Below are 18,062 nucleotides of genomic sequence, written 5' to 3'. Positions count from 1 at the left end.
TTTAATAATGCCTAACTGATCGGCATTATAGCTAGACTCCCTTTTATCACATTGTCAGCTTCGTCTGTGATAAATTTAACGTTAACCGACTAGCGAAGAACAGCTAGGTTAGCGCACTAATCGATGTTCAATTAGGCTTTCAACCACACTTGGATCGGCCAAGGTTGTCGTATCGCCCAAACTGCTTAGCTCGTTCTCTGCAATCTTACGTAAAATTCGACGCATAATTTTACCAGAACGCGTTTTCGGTAAACCCGGCGTGTATTGAATCAGCTCAGGTTTTGAAAAACTGCCCAGCTCTTGCGAAACCAAATCCGTTAGTTGCTCGGTTAACTCTGCTGTTTGCTCGGCACCTTTCATAAGCGTCACGTAAGCGTATACCCCTTGGCCCTTTATTTCATGAGGGTAACCAACGACAGCCGCTTCCGATACCAATGGATGCAAAACTAATGCACTTTCAATTTCAGCGGTGCCTAAACGATGCCCGGACACATTAAGTACATCATCTAAACGGCCTAAAATCCAATAATAACCATCTTTATCCCGTTGCGCGCCATCACCAGTAAAGTAATAGCCATGATACTGACTAAAGTAAGTTTGGTAGAAACGATCATGATCACCAAATACGGTACGCATTTGCCCAGGCCAGCTGCCTGACATCACCAAAGCACCACGCGCTTCACCTTCAAGAATTTCACCATCTTTATTGATGATTTGAGGCTTTACGCCAAAAAACGGTAAGCCGGCTGCCCCTGGTTTGGTTGGTGTGCTGCCAGGCATAGAAGTAATCAACACCCCACCCGTTTCTGTTTGCCACCACGTATCTACGATTGGACAACGCTCTTTGCCTACAATATTGTAATACCACCACCATGCTTCTGGGTTAATAGGCTCACCAACGGTTCCCAACAAACGCAGCGAAGATAAGTCTTTACAGTTGACATAGTCATCGCCTGCGCCCATTAAAGCGCGTATTGCTGTAGGCGCGGTATAAAATATATTTACCCTATGGCGCTCAACCACATCCCAGCAACGTGATTCATCTGGGTAGTTTGGCACTCCTTCAAACACCAGTGTTGTCGCGCCGTTTGCTAATGGCCCATAAAATACATAGCTATGCCCAGTGATCCACCCTGCATCGGCAGTACACCAATAAATATCACCATCTTGATAATCAAAGACGTATTTAAAGGTCATCGCCGCATATAAAATATAACCACCACAGGTATGTTGCACACCTTTAGGCGTGCCCGTTGAACCGGACGTATAAAGAATAAACAGAGGGTCTTCGGCATCCATAGGCTCTGGCGGACAGTCAGCGTCAACTGTTTTTACGATGTCTTGATAACACACATCAATCTCATCATTCCACGCAACATCGGCGTTACGGTGATTAAACACTAGTACCGTATGAACATTTGGGCATTCCGCAACAGCGGCATCGACACTTTCTTTTAGCGGGATCTCTTTACCACCTCGAATACCTTGATCGGCGGTGATCACTACTTGGCAATCAGCGTCAAGGATACGTGATTTAATCGACTCACTGGAAAAGCCACCAAACACCACTGAATGCACCGCACCAATGCGCGCACAAGCGAGCATGGCGTAACCCGTTTCGGGGATCATCGGCATGTAAATACACACCCTATCGCCCTTTTTCACACCTCGCGCTTTTAACACGTTAGCAAACTTACACACCTCTTGATGAAGCTCGTTATAGCTGATGTGGCGTGTATCTCCCGGTTCATCTCCTTCAAAAATGATCGCCGTTTGCTCACCACGTGTCGCTAGATGGCGATCAATACAGTTGTAACTGACATTCAGAGTCCCACCTTCAAACCATTTAATATTGGCGCTATGGAAGTCGACATGACTGACTTTTTCAAACGGTTTAAACCAATCAATATGTTTTTCAGCTTGCTCGCCCCAAAAGGTGTCAGGATCATCTATGGATTGCTGATACATAGCTTGATAGGTTTCGGGGGTTAAATGACTGCGACGAGCAGCCTGCTCTTTTACCGGATAAAATTTTTCTAGTGGGGTCATAATATTGCCTGAACGAATTTACTTGTTGTTATTAAGTCTTTCTATGTCGTTATTTTAATTAAACTTTTAACTGCTACTGCTTATTTATCGCTAACTTTGCCAAGGTTTGCAAGTATTAACAACCAAAACACCTTACCAATAAAAAACCGTACTATAGCGCATAGCCATGACATATATAGCTAATAAAACACAAAATGACAGCGTTATCATTTAAGTCAAAGCTAAGTAAAATCTACAGGCAACAAAAAAGGCCACCCGAAGGCAGCCTTTTTCAGTGAGTAAGTAATGTAATTACTTAGCCAACTTTTCTTTGATACGCGCTTTCTTACCAGAAAGAGCACGTAGGTAGTAAAGTTTAGCTTGACGTACATCACCGCGACGCTTAACAGTAATTTCCGCTACTAACGGGCTGTGTGTCTGGAATACACGTTCTACACCTTCACCGTTTGAGATCTTACGAACAGTGAAAGAAGAATGCAAACCGCGGTTTTTCTTAGCGATAACAACACCTTCAAATGCTTGAAGACGCTCTTTTTCACCTTCTTTAACTTTAACTTTAACTACTAAAGTATCACCAGGCGCAAACGCTGGTACGTCTTGTTTCATTTGCTCTTCTTCAAGAGCTTTAATGATATTACTCATGATTTTCACCTTATACCCTAGATTACACCAAACCGATCAAGAGTTTTGTTTTGCCTTTATATCGGCTAACATTTTCTCCTGCTCCTTGGTCAGAGCTAGGTTATCTAAAAGTTCAGGACGTCGAGTCCAAGTTCTTTCTAATGACTGCTGCATGCGCCATTGACGAATATGTTCGTGATTACCACTAAGTAAGACACTCGGTACCGATTTACCGTCCAGAACTTCTGGTCTTGTGTAATGAGGACAATCTAATAAACCGTCAGAAAATGAATCCTGCTCGGCCGATTGATTATGCCCTAGTACACCCGGAACAAATCGCGCTACCGCATCGATTAAGGTCATCGCTGGCAACTCGCCACCGGTTAACACAAAATCGCCAACTGACCATTCTTCGTCAATATCTGACTCGATCAGTCGCTCATCTATACCCTCATATCGGCCAGCAATTAATACCAGCTTTTTATGAGCAGATAATTCACGTACACCCGCCTGGTCAAGCTTTCGCCCCTGTGGTGACATATAAATCACGTGCGCGTCATCACCTAGTGCATTTTTTGCTTCGGTAATGGCATCACGTAGCGGTTGCACCATCATCAACATCCCAGGGCCACCACCGTAAGGTCGGTCATCCACTGTGCGATGTTTATCATGGGTAAAGTCCCTAGGATTGATACAATTAAAGTCAATCAGGCCTTTACGAATCGCTCTTGCTGTCACCCCAGACTCGGTAATGGCAGTAAACATTTCTGGAAAAAGGCTTATCACCTCTATCCGTAATTTACTCTCACTCATCGAGTTAGAAACCTGGGTCCCAGTCCACGTTAATTTGTTTCGACTCAAGCGATATTTCTTTAATCACTTGGTCTTCTAAATAAGGAATCAAACGTTCCTTCTTGCCAAACGCGTCAGTGCGATTGGCTTTAACAACTAAAACATCATTCGAGCCGGTTTCCATGATGTCGCTTACTGTACCAAGGTTATAACCTGATTCATTAATGACTGTCATACCGATAAGATCACGCCAATAAAATTCACCATCAGGTAAATCTGGCAGTTTCTCACTCGACACCATAATTTCTGCACCGGTTTTAAGCTGTGCTTCATTACGGTCACTGATACCAGCAAGTTTAACGATCAAGCCATTGTTATGACGTCGCCATTCGCTGATTTCAACATTTTGTTGTTTGCCATTGAGGTTTAACACCCAAGGGCTGTATTCAAAAATTGCTTCCGGATCTTCAGTATAAGAATGTACCTTCAGCCAGCCTTTGATGCCGTAAACAGCACCGATTTTACCTAGGATGACGTTTTCCATCTTTATCTAAATCTCTTTCAACAAAAAAGCAGTCATTACGCTTGCGCGTCTTTAACTAGCTTAGCAACACGATCAGAAAGTTCAGCGCCTTGACCAACCCAGTGGTTGATACGATCTAGGTCTAAACGAAGCTTTTCAGCGTTACCTTGTGCAGTTGGGTTGAAGAAACCTACTTTCTCGATGAAACGACCATCGCGAGAGTTGCGGCTATCTGCAACAACTACTTGATAAAATGGACGCTTCTTAGCGCCACCACGAGCTAAACGAATGGTTACCATACCGTCCTCTATATTTAAGTTATAAAACGAATTTTCCAGACACTTTCCTAACCACCAGGGTTGGAAAAGCTCGCAGATTTTACGCTTTTGTCGAAAAAATGCAACTTAAATAGTCCACAGACATAAAATTAATCAAAAAAAACACGAGATAAGCTACAATTTCTGCGCTAAAATCGCGCTCTTTTTACAGGTTTATACATTTTTAAACAGCTAGTTGATATAGACACCTAGTTTAGCAGATATTTATTTGTCTCAGGAACATTCACTATGAGCAGTGCCGTTAACAATAACATTACAGGTTTGGTTTTAGCCCTTATTACCGCCATCATGTGGGGCTTATTACCCCTCGCCTTAACCAGTGTGCTGCAACTCGTTGACGCGTATACTATCACTTGGTATCGCTTTATATTTGCGGCGTTCTTTGTCAGCTTACTGTTGTATCGTAGAAAGAAAATCCCAACAGCAATATTTAAGAGTAAAGGACTGTTTAAGCGTTTATTCATCGCTACGGTATTTTTATCATTAAATTATATTCTATATTTAACCGCGCTTTACTATGTTCCGGCAGAAACTGCACAAATGCTTATCCAAATGGCACCTTTTATGATGCTGATAGGTTCAGTTGTCTTTTTAAAAGAAAGCTTTAGTCGCGGGCAAATGGTTGGTTCGGTCGTATTAATCAGCGGCTTGTTATTGTTTTTCAATCAACAACTGATACAAACGAGCGACATTGATAATCAAAACTTTGTCACTGGCTTTTTATTTATGCTTGGTGCGTCTTTGACTTGGGCAATATACGCCATTATGCAAAAGAAAATGCTTATCCATTTTAGTTCGAACCAAATTATGTGGTTTATTTATGTCTTTGCCAGCTTATTCTTTTTACCCTCGGCAACTCCAAGCGACATAATGCCACTCGATACGATAGCCTTATTGCTGCTGTTATTTTGCTGTGCTAACACACTTATTGCATATGGGACATTTGCCAAAGCCATGGAGCATTGGCCAGCAACCAAAGTCAGCGCCGTATTAGCGATCACGCCACTTTTGACCGTACTATTCGCCAGCATCGCGGCTGCAACATGGCCAGAACGCTTTAGCTCGCAATCATTAAATGTTGTAGCCTATATTGGTGCTTGCCTTGTTGTGACGGGCTCCATGCTTACCGCACTAGGTAATAAAATTTTAAGCCGAGAAAAGTTTCGGGCGTTAAAGCGTTTGGTACGTTTATAAACAGTCGTTTCATTTCGTTATCCCAAGTAAAAAGGCTGGTTGCCATAAGCACCAGCCTTTTTATTCGTGTCAAACTTTTTGAAATGCTTTGAACATGCCGATCAATTTAGCAAGTTGTAATACTCTGGATGGGAGCTCAATGCCTTTTGCGAGCCTTTTAGCGAGAACTCATAGGCGCACAAACTAAAACTACCACGTCGGGCTATCAAATCAATTAACTGATTACTATCAAGTGGCGAGAATGTTGCGTAATAACTACCACCATCTTCGCTTACCACATTTATGGTGCGTAGCTTATCACCTTTATTAAATTCAATGTTGGCACAGGTGTCATCACCTTGTCCTGTCAATTGTGACCAAACCTCGCTATCGTCAATGCGATCCGCTTTCCAATGAATAACCAAGCCTTGATGCTCATTAAGCAACAGATAGTAATTGTCTGGCATTGCTAATAAATGACGGCGAATAACGGGTTGAGGGGCCGTGATAAGCGACGTTTTCTCAAGATTATCACTCGCTTGGACAACGTCAGTATCGGGTGGCGTTAACAACGGAGACAGCATGGAAATAACCGAAACAATCGATAACACAACAGTAACCGCCAATACCGACAGGCGATTGTCACCAATAAAGCGATGTATTCTTTGACCGATATCATTTTGACTTAGCACCGGCTGTACCGAACTAGACGGTGGTTTCGATGCCGAGCTTGTCGATGGCGTTGCATCAACAGTTAACTCATCATGAACAACATTTTCGCCAAACAAACTTGGTTCAACCCGCTCTCGAGCGACTGTCTGCTGTACTTCGATAGTTTGCACAAACTGACTTAAATCAACCGGACCGTGATAACCGCTTAGGTATGGACGCGCCTGTTTGGAAGGCTGTGAAAACAAATATAGGGTACCAAGCAATGGCAATAATAACGAAAAGTATGCAACCGGGCTTTCAGCAAAACTAATACTAACAAATGCCAAAAACAGGGTAGCACTGGCCACGAGTGCAGCACCTTGTTTACAGGCAGCATCTCGGCATCGACGCAAAGCACTACACACATAAATAGCAAAGGTGGCAATGATAACGAGCACCTTTGCCCAACTGCTATCAATTAACCATGAATTGGCAATAACGCAGGTTATCGCCGACAAAATAGATAACGACAAAAAGCGATGGTCATTATCATGACCATGAAAACAAAACAGAGATTTTATAAACTGCACGAACTACATCCTTAGCCATGTTCGTTAAACTAATACCAATCACATGAAGTTATTGCTTACTCAGAGTTGGGCACAAACTTAATGTAATTGGTATAAATACACATCCGACATTTCAGTCTGTACTCACTGTACTCTATATTTAGGGTGTAAAAAAGCCAGAAAAATCTGGCTTTTATTGGGTCTGTTGCCCCTAATAACTTAGCGGCGGAACATACCGCCCATGCCGCCCATACCACCTGGTGGCATCATGCCTTTCATTGAGCGCATCATTTTTTGCATGCCGCCCTTGCCAGACATTTTTTTCATCATTTTCTGCATTTGCGTAAACTGCTTAAGGAGCTTGTTTACATCTTGGATTTGTGTACCAGAACCCGCGGCAATACGACGTTTTCGAGAACCTTTAATGATTTCTGGACGAGCACGCTCTGCAGGGGTCATAGAATTAATGATGGCTTCCATACGTACGGTAAGTTTGTCATCTAACTGACCTTTGACTTGATCCGATAAGTTACCCATACCCGGTAATTTATCCATTAAGCCCATCATGCCGCCCATGCTTTTCATTTGCACTAACTGCTCACGAAAATCTTCTAAATCAAAGCCTTTGCCCGATTTTACTTTTTTCGCTAACTGTTCAGCTTTTTTCTTGTCAACTTTTTGTTCGACTTCTTCGATAAGCGATAAAACATCACCCATACCAAGAATACGACCAGCAACACGGTCTGGGTGGAACGGTTCAAGTGCATCCGTTTTCTCACCAACACCTAAGAATTTAATAGGCTTACCGGTAATGTGACGAATCGAAAGCGCCGCACCACCACGCGCATCACCGTCGGTTTTGGTTAAGATAACACCCGTTAACGGCAATGCATCATCAAACGCTTTTGCCGTATTCGCCGCATCTTGACCGGTCATCGCATCAACAACAAATAGTGTTTCAACCGGATTGATATTGGCATGCAGCTCTTTGATTTCATCCATCATATCGCTATCGACATGCAAACGACCGGCGGTATCGACAATGACTACGTCAAAAAATTGCTTTTTAGCATGCTCAATAGCCGCGTTGGCAATGTCTTTTGGCTTTTGGCTGATATCACTCGGGAAGAACTCCACACCGATTTCGCCGGCTAGCGTTTCTAGCTGCTTAATCGCCGCAGGACGGTATACATCGGCACTTACCACAAGTACTTTTTTCTTTTCGCGTTCTTTTAAGAACTTACCAAGCTTGGCTACCGAGGTGGTTTTACCTGCACCTTGTAAACCTGCCATAAGTAAAACTGCTGGCGGTGTAGCCTTAAGATCAAGCGCTTCATTCGCTTGCCCCATTGCAGCTTCGAGTTCGGTACGAACAATTTTTACAAATACTTGGCCTGGCGTAAGGCTCTTACTTACTTCTTGACCTACAGCGCGCTCTTTAACTTTCGCAACAAACTCGCGAATAACAGGTAACGCAACGTCAGCCTCAAGAAGTGCCATACGCACTTCGCGCAAGGTTTCTTTAATGTTATCTTCGGTCAGGCGACCACGGCCGCTAATATTTTTTAGCGTTTTCGATAAACGATCGGATAAATTCTCAAACATAAGTATATTCTGCTATAAAGCCGTCTTGTGACGATTATATCATTTCTAAGCTGACCCCATTATACCGCCATAAGCTATAAGCGAAAGGCTTAAATCATCAGCAACCGGATTATTTATTCAATTAAGTTATTATTGCGACCATGTCACCGCTTTATCCCCTCACATAGGTAGGATACAATGGCTACAGTTTATGCATAGTCGTTGTGTGCTTTATATGGATACCATAAGTCTGTTTTTCAATAACTTGGTCGATTTACTTAACGAAGCCAGCCCTTGGTTATTATTTGGTTTGCTAATAGCGGGGAGCATGAAAGCCGTTGTTCCCAGTCAAATCTTAAGTAAACATTTAGGGCAAGGTAAATTGGCCATAGTGAAAGCGGCATTTATTGGTGCCCCACTGCCACTGTGTTCATGCGGTGTCATTCCGGTGGCAACCCAATTAAAACGCTCTGGCGCATCATCACCGGCAACCTCTTCATTTTTAGTTGCCACACCGGAAACAGGCGTTGATTCTATATCGGTTTCTTATGCGTTATTAGGCCCGGTGATGGCCATCTACCGACCAATAGCGGCAATCACTTCGGCGATAATGACCGGCCTATTAGTAAGTACTGACAAGCAATTCGACGCTAGCGAAAAAGATGAGATAACGTCGTGCTGTGCATCGAAAAAAGCCGTAGAGCAAACGCCCCCTAAAGCGTCATGTTGTAGCAGCAAGCTGCCTGCAAAAAATAGCTCATGGCGTAAGTTTATAACCGGGGTTCGTTACGCGTTTACACAACTTATCGATGACTTAGTTAAGTGGCTGGCTCTAGGGCTTGTGTTCGCGACCTGTATTCGTACTTTTGTACCTAACGAGTTTCTATTGCAATACGGTAGTGGTTTAACCGCTATGTTGGTGATGATTGCTATCGCCATTCCTATGTATATTTGTGCTACCGCATCAACCCCGATAGCCGCTGGTTTTATCTTATCTGGCATATCGCCTGGTACCGCACTGGTATTTATGATGGCAGGCCCTGCCACCAATATTTCGACCCTTGGCGTAATTAAAACCGAAATGGGTACAAGTGTACTCGTGCGCTATCTTATTGGCTTGATTGTCTCTGCAATTGCCTTTGGTTACTTGCTAGACTATTTATTGGCGTTCTACAACATTGATATTATTGAGCAAATGAGTCATTCACATGAAATATTACCTGGCTGGTTTGCCTATTTATGCTCGGCCATATTAATCACCTGTACGATTAAGCCGTTACGCAACCTCCTAATAAAACCATAGCGGTACCCTATGAAAGTTTGTTACTATCGAGAAATTACAATAAAACCAAGCACTAAAGGAGTTGATAATTGGACATGGTAGACGTTTTTTCGTTACTTTCTGTGGTGTTATATATTGCTGCAACATTAGCAATATCAATGAAGTTGTTAGACCCACACGGACCAAACCCTAAAGTCTACCTTAGCTTGGGTACATTGGCGGTTATCTGCCACATTCTTTTGCTAACCAACAGTCTATACTTTTTTGAACGGGTTGATTTCAGCCTTCCCAACGTGGTGCTTTTGGTTGCATCAATGATCTCTGCTGCGGTTACGACCATTGCCTTAAAATATCGTAGTCACTTTATTCTACCGGTTGTATATAGCTTCACTGCTGCGTTAATCGCGCTGTTTTGGTTTATCCCTAAAAACCAACATGTGATGATTGATAATTCAAGCTTTGCGTTAGTATCTCACATTACCTTTGCATTGCTTGCCTACGGTATCCTAGTGATTGCCACACTGTACTCATTTCAAGTGAACTACATTAACTACAAATTAAAATCGAAGAACTTGACCGCAGTAAGTCACTTGCCACCCTTAATGCAGGTAGAGCAACAATTATTTGCCATAATGATGTCTGGCACCGTGTGTTTGCTAACATCACAACTTATTGGCATGATGTTTATCGATAATTTCTTTGCTAAAGAGAATATCCATAAAACCGTATTATCGGTTCTCGCGTTGGTTATGTACCTAACCATTTTATTTGGTCATTATCGATTAGGCTGGCGTGGACATCGAGTTATGGTGCTATCGGTGCTTGCCACAGGCATTTTAACGCTGTCATACTTTGGTAGCCGATTTGTAAAAGAAGTTCTCTTATCTTAGTAATTAAGGTATATATACACATTAGCAACGTTTGACTGTAAAAGGACCCCTGCTTGGACGACATATCGACGAGTATGCTACTCACCATACTTGCAATCCTTATTCTTATTTCCGCGTATTTTTCAGGCTCAGAGACTGGCATGATGTCGTTAAACCGATATCGTCTGCGTCATATGGAAAACAACGGCCACAAAGGTGCGAAACGCGTTAGCAAGTTACTAGACCGACCTGACCGCCTTATTGGTTTAATTTTAATTGGCAATAACTTAGTCAATGTATTTGCTTCCATTATTGCCGGTATTATTGGCGCTCGCCTGATTGAAGGTGAAGCTGGTCCATTTGCTGCTGGTTTAATTTTAACCTTTGTGATTTTGGTGTTTGCCGAAGTAACCCCTAAAACCCTAGCGGCGTTACACCCTGAACGCGTTGCCTTTCCAAGCTCGATTATTCTCAATATCTTACAAAAATTATTTTTACCGGTCGTCGTCGCCTTAAACTGGATCACCAATGGTATTTTAATTTTATTGCGCGTTAACCAACACGACCGCGAACAACACAGTTTAAGCTCGGAAGAGCTGCGCACTGTGGTAAATGAAAGTACCGCGTTGTTACCAGAAAAAGATCAAACCATGTTGGTTGGTATATTGGATTTAGAGAAAGTTACTGTGGAAGACATCATGATCCCACGTAACGAAATCCAAGGCATTGACATAAATGATGACTGGAAACTCATCCAAAAGCAGCTAACACAAGCTAACCACACGCGCATTATTTTATATCGCGATAGCATTGATGACGTGGTCGGTTACGTACATATGCGCGATGTGGTCAATATTTTATCAAAAAGTCAGTTCACCAAAGCCACCCTATTACGTGCTGTTCGCGAAATTTACTTTATTCCTGAAGCGACTCAACTTAACGTGCAATTACTAAAATTCCAGCACGCCAAAGAACGTTTAGGTCTTGTGGTTGATGAATATGGCGATATTCAAGGCTTGGTTACTCTTGAAGATATTCTGGAAGAGATCGTCGGCGACTTTACCACCACCATGGAGCCTGCACCAAGTGACGAAGTACACAAGCAACCTGATGGTAGTTATCTCGTAGAAGGTAGCGCAAACGTTCGCGATATAAATAAAGAAATGGACTGGCATTTACCAACCGATGGGCCAAAAACCATGAACGGTTTAATACTGGAATACCTAGAAGAAATTCCTGAGCCTAATATCAGTATGCGTATCGCCGGTTACCCGATGGAAATCATCGATGTAACCGATAACATGGTGAAAACTGTGCGCATTATGCCTGAATATTTTCAAGCGGAATAAATACGGATAACAGACTAATATGCTAGTCCATCAAACGACTGGCATATTGTTAATATGCAGGCCATAGTAACTTACATATTCTCGTTCACTGAGTGTCTAGTGCAGCATAGTCCAAACAGGTTACTTAAAACTATATTTTTCCGGTGTTCAAGCCTAGATACCTTATTGACTTTTCTCTTCATTTCATTAGAATTTTCCGCTTCATCTGATTGATGTAGGGCTATGGATAGTTAAATACTAAAATTTTAGTGAACACCTATTCATAAGTTTTACTTCAATAAAATAAGTGAATAGGAATCACATGAAAAAAAAATATCTCAGTGGCTTGATAGCTACTCTTCTAACATCAGTTCCAACTGCGTCATTAGCAAATGTTATCGATATCCAGGTTAACTCAGACAATAACCAGTTTATTGTATCTCCAACAACTTCTAACGACGACGCATACCAATACCGAGTTGTTTTAAAAGATCTGGCAACAGGTGAATCAATAACGTCAAACTGGCAATCAAGTAAGTTTGTCCGTATCAATGCTGAACTTAGTAAAAAATACGATATCACTTTACAAGCTAAAGATTTAACCTCTGGCACTGTGCACAGTTTAACCGAAGAGCAGGCATCTCTTTCCTCTGGAACTCAATTTAAAGGCTCTCGTCAAACCCCTGCTACACTATCAATTAAGCAGACTCCAATGAATAGCACGCTTTGGGATAGTGCTTTCAATGTTGACTCAAATCAATTTCCACAAATAACTATCACCTCAGATCTGGTTTATGATGGTTTAAACTTTGATGGTACAAATACCCAATTACCTTTGATTGACAAAAGTGGTATTACAATTGAAGAAGATGGACGCTTTGAAACTATTACTCGTTTTGTTCAGCCTTCAGCGAGCTCTACAAAAAAAATTGTAGATATTGTTTTTGTACACGATGACTCGGGGAGCTTGGGTGATGAAGCAGCACAAGTTCGCGCAAACATTACAGCTTTTGTACAAGGCTTAACTGACGAAAACTTTGATTACAGAATAGGTCTATTACCGTACGGTGGTGACGGTGGATATTACTCATTTAGCTCGCCAGGCGGCACCTTATTACACAATGGCGCATTAAGTGACAACGCTACAGATTTACAAGCCGACATCGACAACATGAAATTCGATGGTTATCGCGAACAGGCTTTCGATGCCTTAAGCCTAGCAGCAAAAGAAACTCTTTGGCGCCCAAACACTCAAAAAGTGATCATTTTAGTCACCGATGAAGATAATGACATTGGATTGGTCGACGAAAGCACTCTAACCAATACATTGGTTGATAATAATGTTTTATTTTACGGCCTAACCGCTGGTCATGACGAATATGACCGTATCGCTGCAGCAGTATCAGGTAAAGTATTTAATATTAGAAGCGATTTTTCATCGATCCTTACCGAGATTGGCGCAGATCTTTCATCTCGTTACATTACACAGTATGAATCTGACAATTCCAACTTTGACGGTGTGGAACGTGTTATTGACTTTACCGTTGATGCACTCGATGCCAACAACAACAATATTACTGAGACATTTGAACTACGCTACACACCAACTATTCCTGTAGAGTTAACTCTAGATAGCGCTACCTCAGATTTATTATCACGCGGACAATTGCCATCTAAAGAATTACCAATTGGTGTTTCTGTTATATCTGAAGTACCTGTTTCTTCGGTAAGATTGGGCTACAAACATAGCTCGCAAAGCTATTTCACTTTAGTTGATATGACGAACCAACAAGCTGGTTACTGGACAGCTGATATACCTTCGCATATTGTAGACGAAGGTGCTGTAGAGTTTTATCTAAGTGCTATAACAGATAACGGGATTAAGACTCTCCCTTCAATTGACCCGCAATCAGCTCCTTATGTTGTTACCGTTTTACCAAATGTGCCTCCGGTATTCACACACACTCCAGTAAAAGAAGCTGAACTTAGTTCAGATATTCAGATCGACGCTTTTGCGGAAGACGCGTCAAATGAAGTAACTGTAATCAAATTATATTATCGTGAAGTCGGCTCGCCTGTATTTACCGAAGTAGAAACAATGGTAAATCAAAGCCAGGTAAATTATACAGGAATAATTCCGCAAGAAGCCGTAACAAGCAATGGTGTCGAATATTTCCTAGTTGCTATTGATGATTTTGGTAGTGAAACATACCTTGGAAGTATTGATAATCCTTACGTTATATCTGTAAATAATACCGATACTCCATCGCAATGTAGCTCTGTAGGTACTGTCGAAGTTTGTGCTGACCGTATTACTATGAATAGTGACCAAACTGCAGGTACTGCCAGCGGTAACGTTCAGTTTGGACTTGATTCAGGTGAGAAGGTTCTTGCTTTTTCAGGAAGTCTTGTGTTGGATACGGTTAATGAAACTGTGTCTTCTTTAGGACCGGGGCGATTACGTGCAGTTAACATGTTACTAGATAACTCGAACGTTAAAGATGTAGCATTAGGTTACACCTCATTCAATTTATCTGCCGACAGTTCTGGCACAACGTTATCATTTATCAATCCTATTGATTACTTATTCAATGGTGTTGAGTTCATCGGAGATAAGATCACTTTAGACCATGATGCGGTATACATTACAACGTCTGTCGATTTACCTTTGTATACTGACTTCTCTGGCGAGCATGGTAAAATCATTAACGCGGTGTCATTAGGTGATATTAAACTTTCTCAATTGAATGGCGACTCTAGCGCTGAAATATCTTTAGATCTACAAAATACGCTACCAGATAACTCGATTCGTATCGGCCGCTTTGGTAAGAGTGGTTTATCAACACAAATCGATACTGTAAAGTTTGATCTATTACAACCAGGTGTTGGCGCGGCAGGTTCTCTCTCATGGAATCAAGCACAATATGGATTAGACGTAGACTTCGCTTTATCCCCTGTTGAATTAGAAAAATTCTCATTTGTTTATACTGATTTAAAGAAATCTTCATTTAATAATGCTCTAAAACTACCTCTTGGTACCACAGGTTTTGTTGTTGCACATTCAAATACATCTCTTGAGTGGCAGCGTCTACCTGAACACGCGATTTCAGGCTCTGTGCATGGCTATTTTTCAGATGCTGCAGGTGGCATGGCATTAGCTGGAGACATTATTGGCAAAGATATTTTATCAGGTGCGTTAGGTGTTTCTATTATCAATGGCGGTAACACATGGGTAGGTTCTGGCGATCTAACACTGCTTGACGACTTCAACCTATTCTCTACGAAGTTAACAGCTGGCTTACTTTCATCTGGTCAAAAGGGAATGCTGCTTGACGCAAACTTAAATATTGCTGATATATTAACTGGCTCAGCGTTGTTCAACGCACAGTCTGGTGCATCATATACCCAGTTCTTGAGTCGCTCTAATGTAACAGTTTCATTCCCTGACTCTGTCGCTATTGTTGGTGGTACAGCTTTACTCGGTGCACTTACTGAGACCTTAATAAAAGTTGACCATGCTAAACAAGATGCGCTTACCGCATACACCTTTGCAAATATAAACATAGCTGCATTATCACTTGGTGCCAAAGTTGATTTTTCAGATCCAAGCAATATTAATGTTTCTTTACTGGCAAAAAATAAGAGCTTAGCGAAACCAGCTGTTTCTTCTGCTCCAATGAGTACCCGTAATGCAAACTCTACTTACGACATTGCAGTTGCTAGTGATGTTGAAGGTCTATTCATTACCGTGAGTGCTCAAGGTGGCATTCCTGAAATGCAATTGACTGCTCCTGATGGTACAGTGTTGTCTGGAAGCGATTTTGAAGTACAAATAGAAGACTTAGCATCAACCGCATCTGATATCGTTTACTTTACTAACGGCTCAAATAAAGCGACATTTGTATTAAATAACGCTTTAGAAGGTGATTACCAAGTAAATATTCTGAATGCGGATAGTTTAAATAATATTGAAGTTCAGTCTATTGAACCATTAACAACTCCGACAGCCTTGATTTCATCATTGCCAAGCTCAGCTTCTGCTGGTCAAAGCTTTGATGTGGAATTCGAGCTATCTGATTTAACTGCAAATGCAGAAATTGAATTTTCGATGTTCCTAGAAGGTGCTCCAGAGTCGGTAATTTCACTGTCTGTTGCAGACTTCGTTAACGGTCAACATATCCAGACAATAGACGTACCAGCAAATGTTGCTCCAGGTACATACTATGTAGCAATGGATGTCCGATCCCCTGACGGCATACTGATGAGAGCAACAAGCTCTACAAGCATTGCCATCGACAACCTAAGTGTGCCAGAAGCTCCAACGGGACTGTCTGTTGATTGGTTAAACAGTGCAGCTACTGTAAATTGGGACACGTCAAGTTTAGCGAATATAACGACTTATGTTATTCGCCTACGTAATGATATTACAGGAGAATACAAAAGTGTTGTTGTAGACCAAAGCAGTGCCCCTTACACGATTACAGGTCTCGTTAATGGAGAAACCTATTCGATTGCCATTGCAGCTATCACTCAAAATGGTGAAGTTGGTGCATACAGCTACGAAATTAATGGTACTCCTAGTGGTAACTTTGTGAGTGGTTCTCCAGACCTTCAAGTCTCAGCAAACGGTCTGCAAATAACATCTTTATCAGGTAATAAAGGTGAACCAATCACGCTATCAGCAACTATTGAGAACATAGGTCGTTTTGATGCATACTCTTCGCGAGTCAACTGTTACTACGGGATTATTTCTGAAAAGACATTAGTATCTTCTCAATTAATGGCTAACATAGCATCTCAAGCGAGTAGCGATATTGAGTGTGTGATTAACCAGAAAAGTTTTGCAATTGATGGTGGTAAAGTATTTGTAACTATTAGTGACGCCGTTTTGGAAGAAGTGAATTTTGCTAACAATGTAGCTGTTGCTAGTAATCCATATGCTCCAAACCTCGCTCCTGTTGCAACAGATGATTCTACAATTACAAACGAAGACGTTGCTGTAGATATCACTCCATTGGTAAACGATACTGATGCTAACCGTGATGACTTAAATATTGAATCATTCACTCAACCTGCCAATGGTACAGTCAAACTCAGCGGTAATACTCTAACTTACTCACCAAATAAGGACTATTATGGCCTGGATAGCTTTACCTACACCGTGACAGATGGTGAAATGGTAAGTAATACAGCTATTGTGTATGTAGACGTAACTGCTGTAAATGATGCACCAGTTATCGGTACGATACCTGCGCTTAATTTGGATGAGGATACAAACGGTACAATGGTTGTTATTGCGTCTGACGTGGATAATGATCCATTAACCATTGATAATATCACCCAACCTCAATTTGGTAGTGTGAGTGTTAATGAAAACAAACTTATTTACACGCCAAATAAAGACTACTTCGGTCAAGATACTTTTAGCTACACTGTCACAGATGGCGTAGAAATCAGTAATGAAGGCAATGTAGAAGTTAATGTAGCTTCAGTTAATGATGCTCCAATCATCACAGCTATTGATCCAATAACGATCTCAGAAGGTGAGACAGCAACAGTAAATGTTGTAGCGACTGATATCGAAAATGATACCCTGACCTATAAAACTATTGCGGTTGATTCTAACCCTTTAGGTTTAGATAACGCAGATAGCTCTACTGTCCATGTTACATCAAGCTATGTATCAGAGGAAACAGTTGTAACTCTAACTGTTGAAGTATCCGATGGTACTGACTCATCTACATTCGATGTACCTGTTACGATATTAAATGACAACCAAGTACCATCAGTCGAAGTGACTGCACCGAGCAGTGTTGATGCAGATAGTCAAGTTGAATTTACAATAGCTATCACAGATGACAGTAAGCATCATGGCATTGTGTGGGAGCAAACCGGTGGAACATCTGTTTCAATTTCTCAACACGAAGATGGAACTATCAGCTTCACAGCTCCAAATGTTACTAGAAATGAAGTATTATCATTCTCTGTTACAGTAACTGATGGTGAGCATGAAACCAAATCCGAAGTAAGCTTAAAAGTTATGGCTCCTGAGCAAGAAAAAGACTCTGGCGGCAGCTTAGGCTCGATGATCTTAGCTTTCTTAATGCCACTAGCGATTACTCGACGCTTTTTAAAGAAACGTTAATGTAAGCCTACAAGTTAGACTTTATAAGTCTTTAATGTGAAAAACCCCGCTGCTCAGCGGGGTTTTTTGTAGGAAAAGATGATTTTTATAAGTTCGAGTTGTTAACTATAACGAGTTATAAATCAATCACTTTTTAGG

Annotated in this window: 12 protein-coding genes; 5 read left to right on the top strand and 7 right to left on the bottom strand. The window is 41.6% G+C overall.

Annotated features, from left to right (window positions below; all coding sequences use genetic code 11):
• Nucleotides 1-108 precede the first annotated feature (108 nt).
• The 5 genes from acs to rpsP form a co-directional block, all read right to left on the bottom strand.
• Nucleotides 109-2,049: an acetate--CoA ligase gene (acs, locus tag ACAX20_RS04240; RefSeq protein ID WP_371188833.1), complete on the bottom strand. Its 1,941-nt coding sequence runs from the start codon at nucleotides 2,047-2,049 to the stop codon at nucleotides 109-111.
• Between the two features lie 291 nt (nucleotides 2,050-2,340).
• Nucleotides 2,341-2,691 carry a 50S ribosomal protein L19 gene (gene rplS / locus ACAX20_RS04235; protein WP_371188832.1) on the bottom strand — a complete coding sequence of 117 codons (351 nt, stop codon included), beginning with the start codon at nucleotides 2,689-2,691 and terminating at the stop codon, nucleotides 2,341-2,343.
• A 36-nt stretch (nucleotides 2,692-2,727) separates the two neighbouring features.
• Nucleotides 2,728-3,483, bottom strand: coding sequence for a tRNA (guanosine(37)-N1)-methyltransferase TrmD (gene trmD, locus ACAX20_RS04230; protein ID WP_371188831.1), 756 nt, complete (start codon nucleotides 3,481-3,483; stop codon nucleotides 2,728-2,730).
• Between the two features lie 4 nt (nucleotides 3,484-3,487).
• Nucleotides 3,488-4,012, bottom strand: coding sequence for a ribosome maturation factor RimM (rimM, locus tag ACAX20_RS04225; RefSeq protein WP_371189575.1), 525 nt, complete (start codon nucleotides 4,010-4,012; stop codon nucleotides 3,488-3,490).
• Nucleotides 4,013-4,041: 29 nt separating this feature from the next.
• On the bottom strand, nucleotides 4,042-4,284 hold the full coding sequence (rpsP, locus tag ACAX20_RS04220; protein WP_371188830.1) for a 30S ribosomal protein S16: 243 nt from the start codon (nucleotides 4,282-4,284) through the stop codon (nucleotides 4,042-4,044).
• Between the two features lie 267 nt (nucleotides 4,285-4,551).
• Here rpsP and ACAX20_RS04215 point away from each other — a divergent pair, with 267 nt between their 5' ends.
• The gene (locus ACAX20_RS04215; RefSeq protein ID WP_371188829.1) at nucleotides 4,552-5,517 is read left to right on the top strand and encodes a DMT family transporter; all 966 of its coding nucleotides are present in this window, start codon (nucleotides 4,552-4,554) and stop codon (nucleotides 5,515-5,517) included.
• A 101-nt stretch (nucleotides 5,518-5,618) separates the two neighbouring features.
• Here ACAX20_RS04215 and ACAX20_RS04210 read toward each other — a convergent pair whose 3' ends face one another.
• Both ACAX20_RS04210 and ffh read right to left on the bottom strand, forming a co-directional pair.
• Nucleotides 5,619-6,737 carry a hypothetical protein gene (locus ACAX20_RS04210; protein WP_371188828.1) on the bottom strand — a complete coding sequence of 373 codons (1,119 nt, stop codon included), beginning with the start codon at nucleotides 6,735-6,737 and terminating at the stop codon, nucleotides 5,619-5,621.
• A gap of 198 nt (nucleotides 6,738-6,935) precedes the next feature.
• Nucleotides 6,936-8,321 (bottom strand): signal recognition particle protein, encoded by a 1,386-nt coding sequence (gene ffh, locus ACAX20_RS04205; RefSeq protein ID WP_371188827.1) that lies wholly within the window; start codon nucleotides 8,319-8,321, stop codon nucleotides 6,936-6,938.
• Nucleotides 8,322-8,535: 214 nt separating this feature from the next.
• Between ffh and ACAX20_RS04200 the strand changes: the two genes are divergently transcribed.
• From ACAX20_RS04200 to ACAX20_RS04185, 4 genes are all read left to right on the top strand, one after another.
• Nucleotides 8,536-9,603 carry an SO_0444 family Cu/Zn efflux transporter gene (locus ACAX20_RS04200; RefSeq protein WP_371188826.1) on the top strand — a complete coding sequence of 356 codons (1,068 nt, stop codon included), beginning with the start codon at nucleotides 8,536-8,538 and terminating at the stop codon, nucleotides 9,601-9,603.
• 74 nt (nucleotides 9,604-9,677) lie between these two features.
• Nucleotides 9,678-10,472: an inner membrane protein YpjD gene (locus ACAX20_RS04195; RefSeq protein ID WP_371188825.1), complete on the top strand. Its 795-nt coding sequence runs from the start codon at nucleotides 9,678-9,680 to the stop codon at nucleotides 10,470-10,472.
• A gap of 53 nt (nucleotides 10,473-10,525) precedes the next feature.
• Entirely contained in the window at nucleotides 10,526-11,800 is a 1,275-nt protein-coding gene (locus ACAX20_RS04190; protein ID WP_371188824.1) for an HlyC/CorC family transporter, read from the top strand.
• Nucleotides 11,801-12,101: 301 nt separating this feature from the next.
• Entirely contained in the window at nucleotides 12,102-17,924 is a 5,823-nt protein-coding gene (locus tag ACAX20_RS04185; RefSeq protein WP_371188823.1) for an Ig-like domain-containing protein, read from the top strand.
• The last annotated feature ends 138 nt before the right edge of the window (nucleotides 17,925-18,062 follow it).

It is taken from the genome of Thalassotalea sp. Sam97 (genome assembly GCF_041379765.1).
Lineage (GTDB): Bacteria > Pseudomonadota > Gammaproteobacteria > Enterobacterales > Alteromonadaceae > Thalassotalea_A > Thalassotalea_A maritima.
This window is presented reverse-complemented; position numbering and strand designations above follow the sequence as displayed.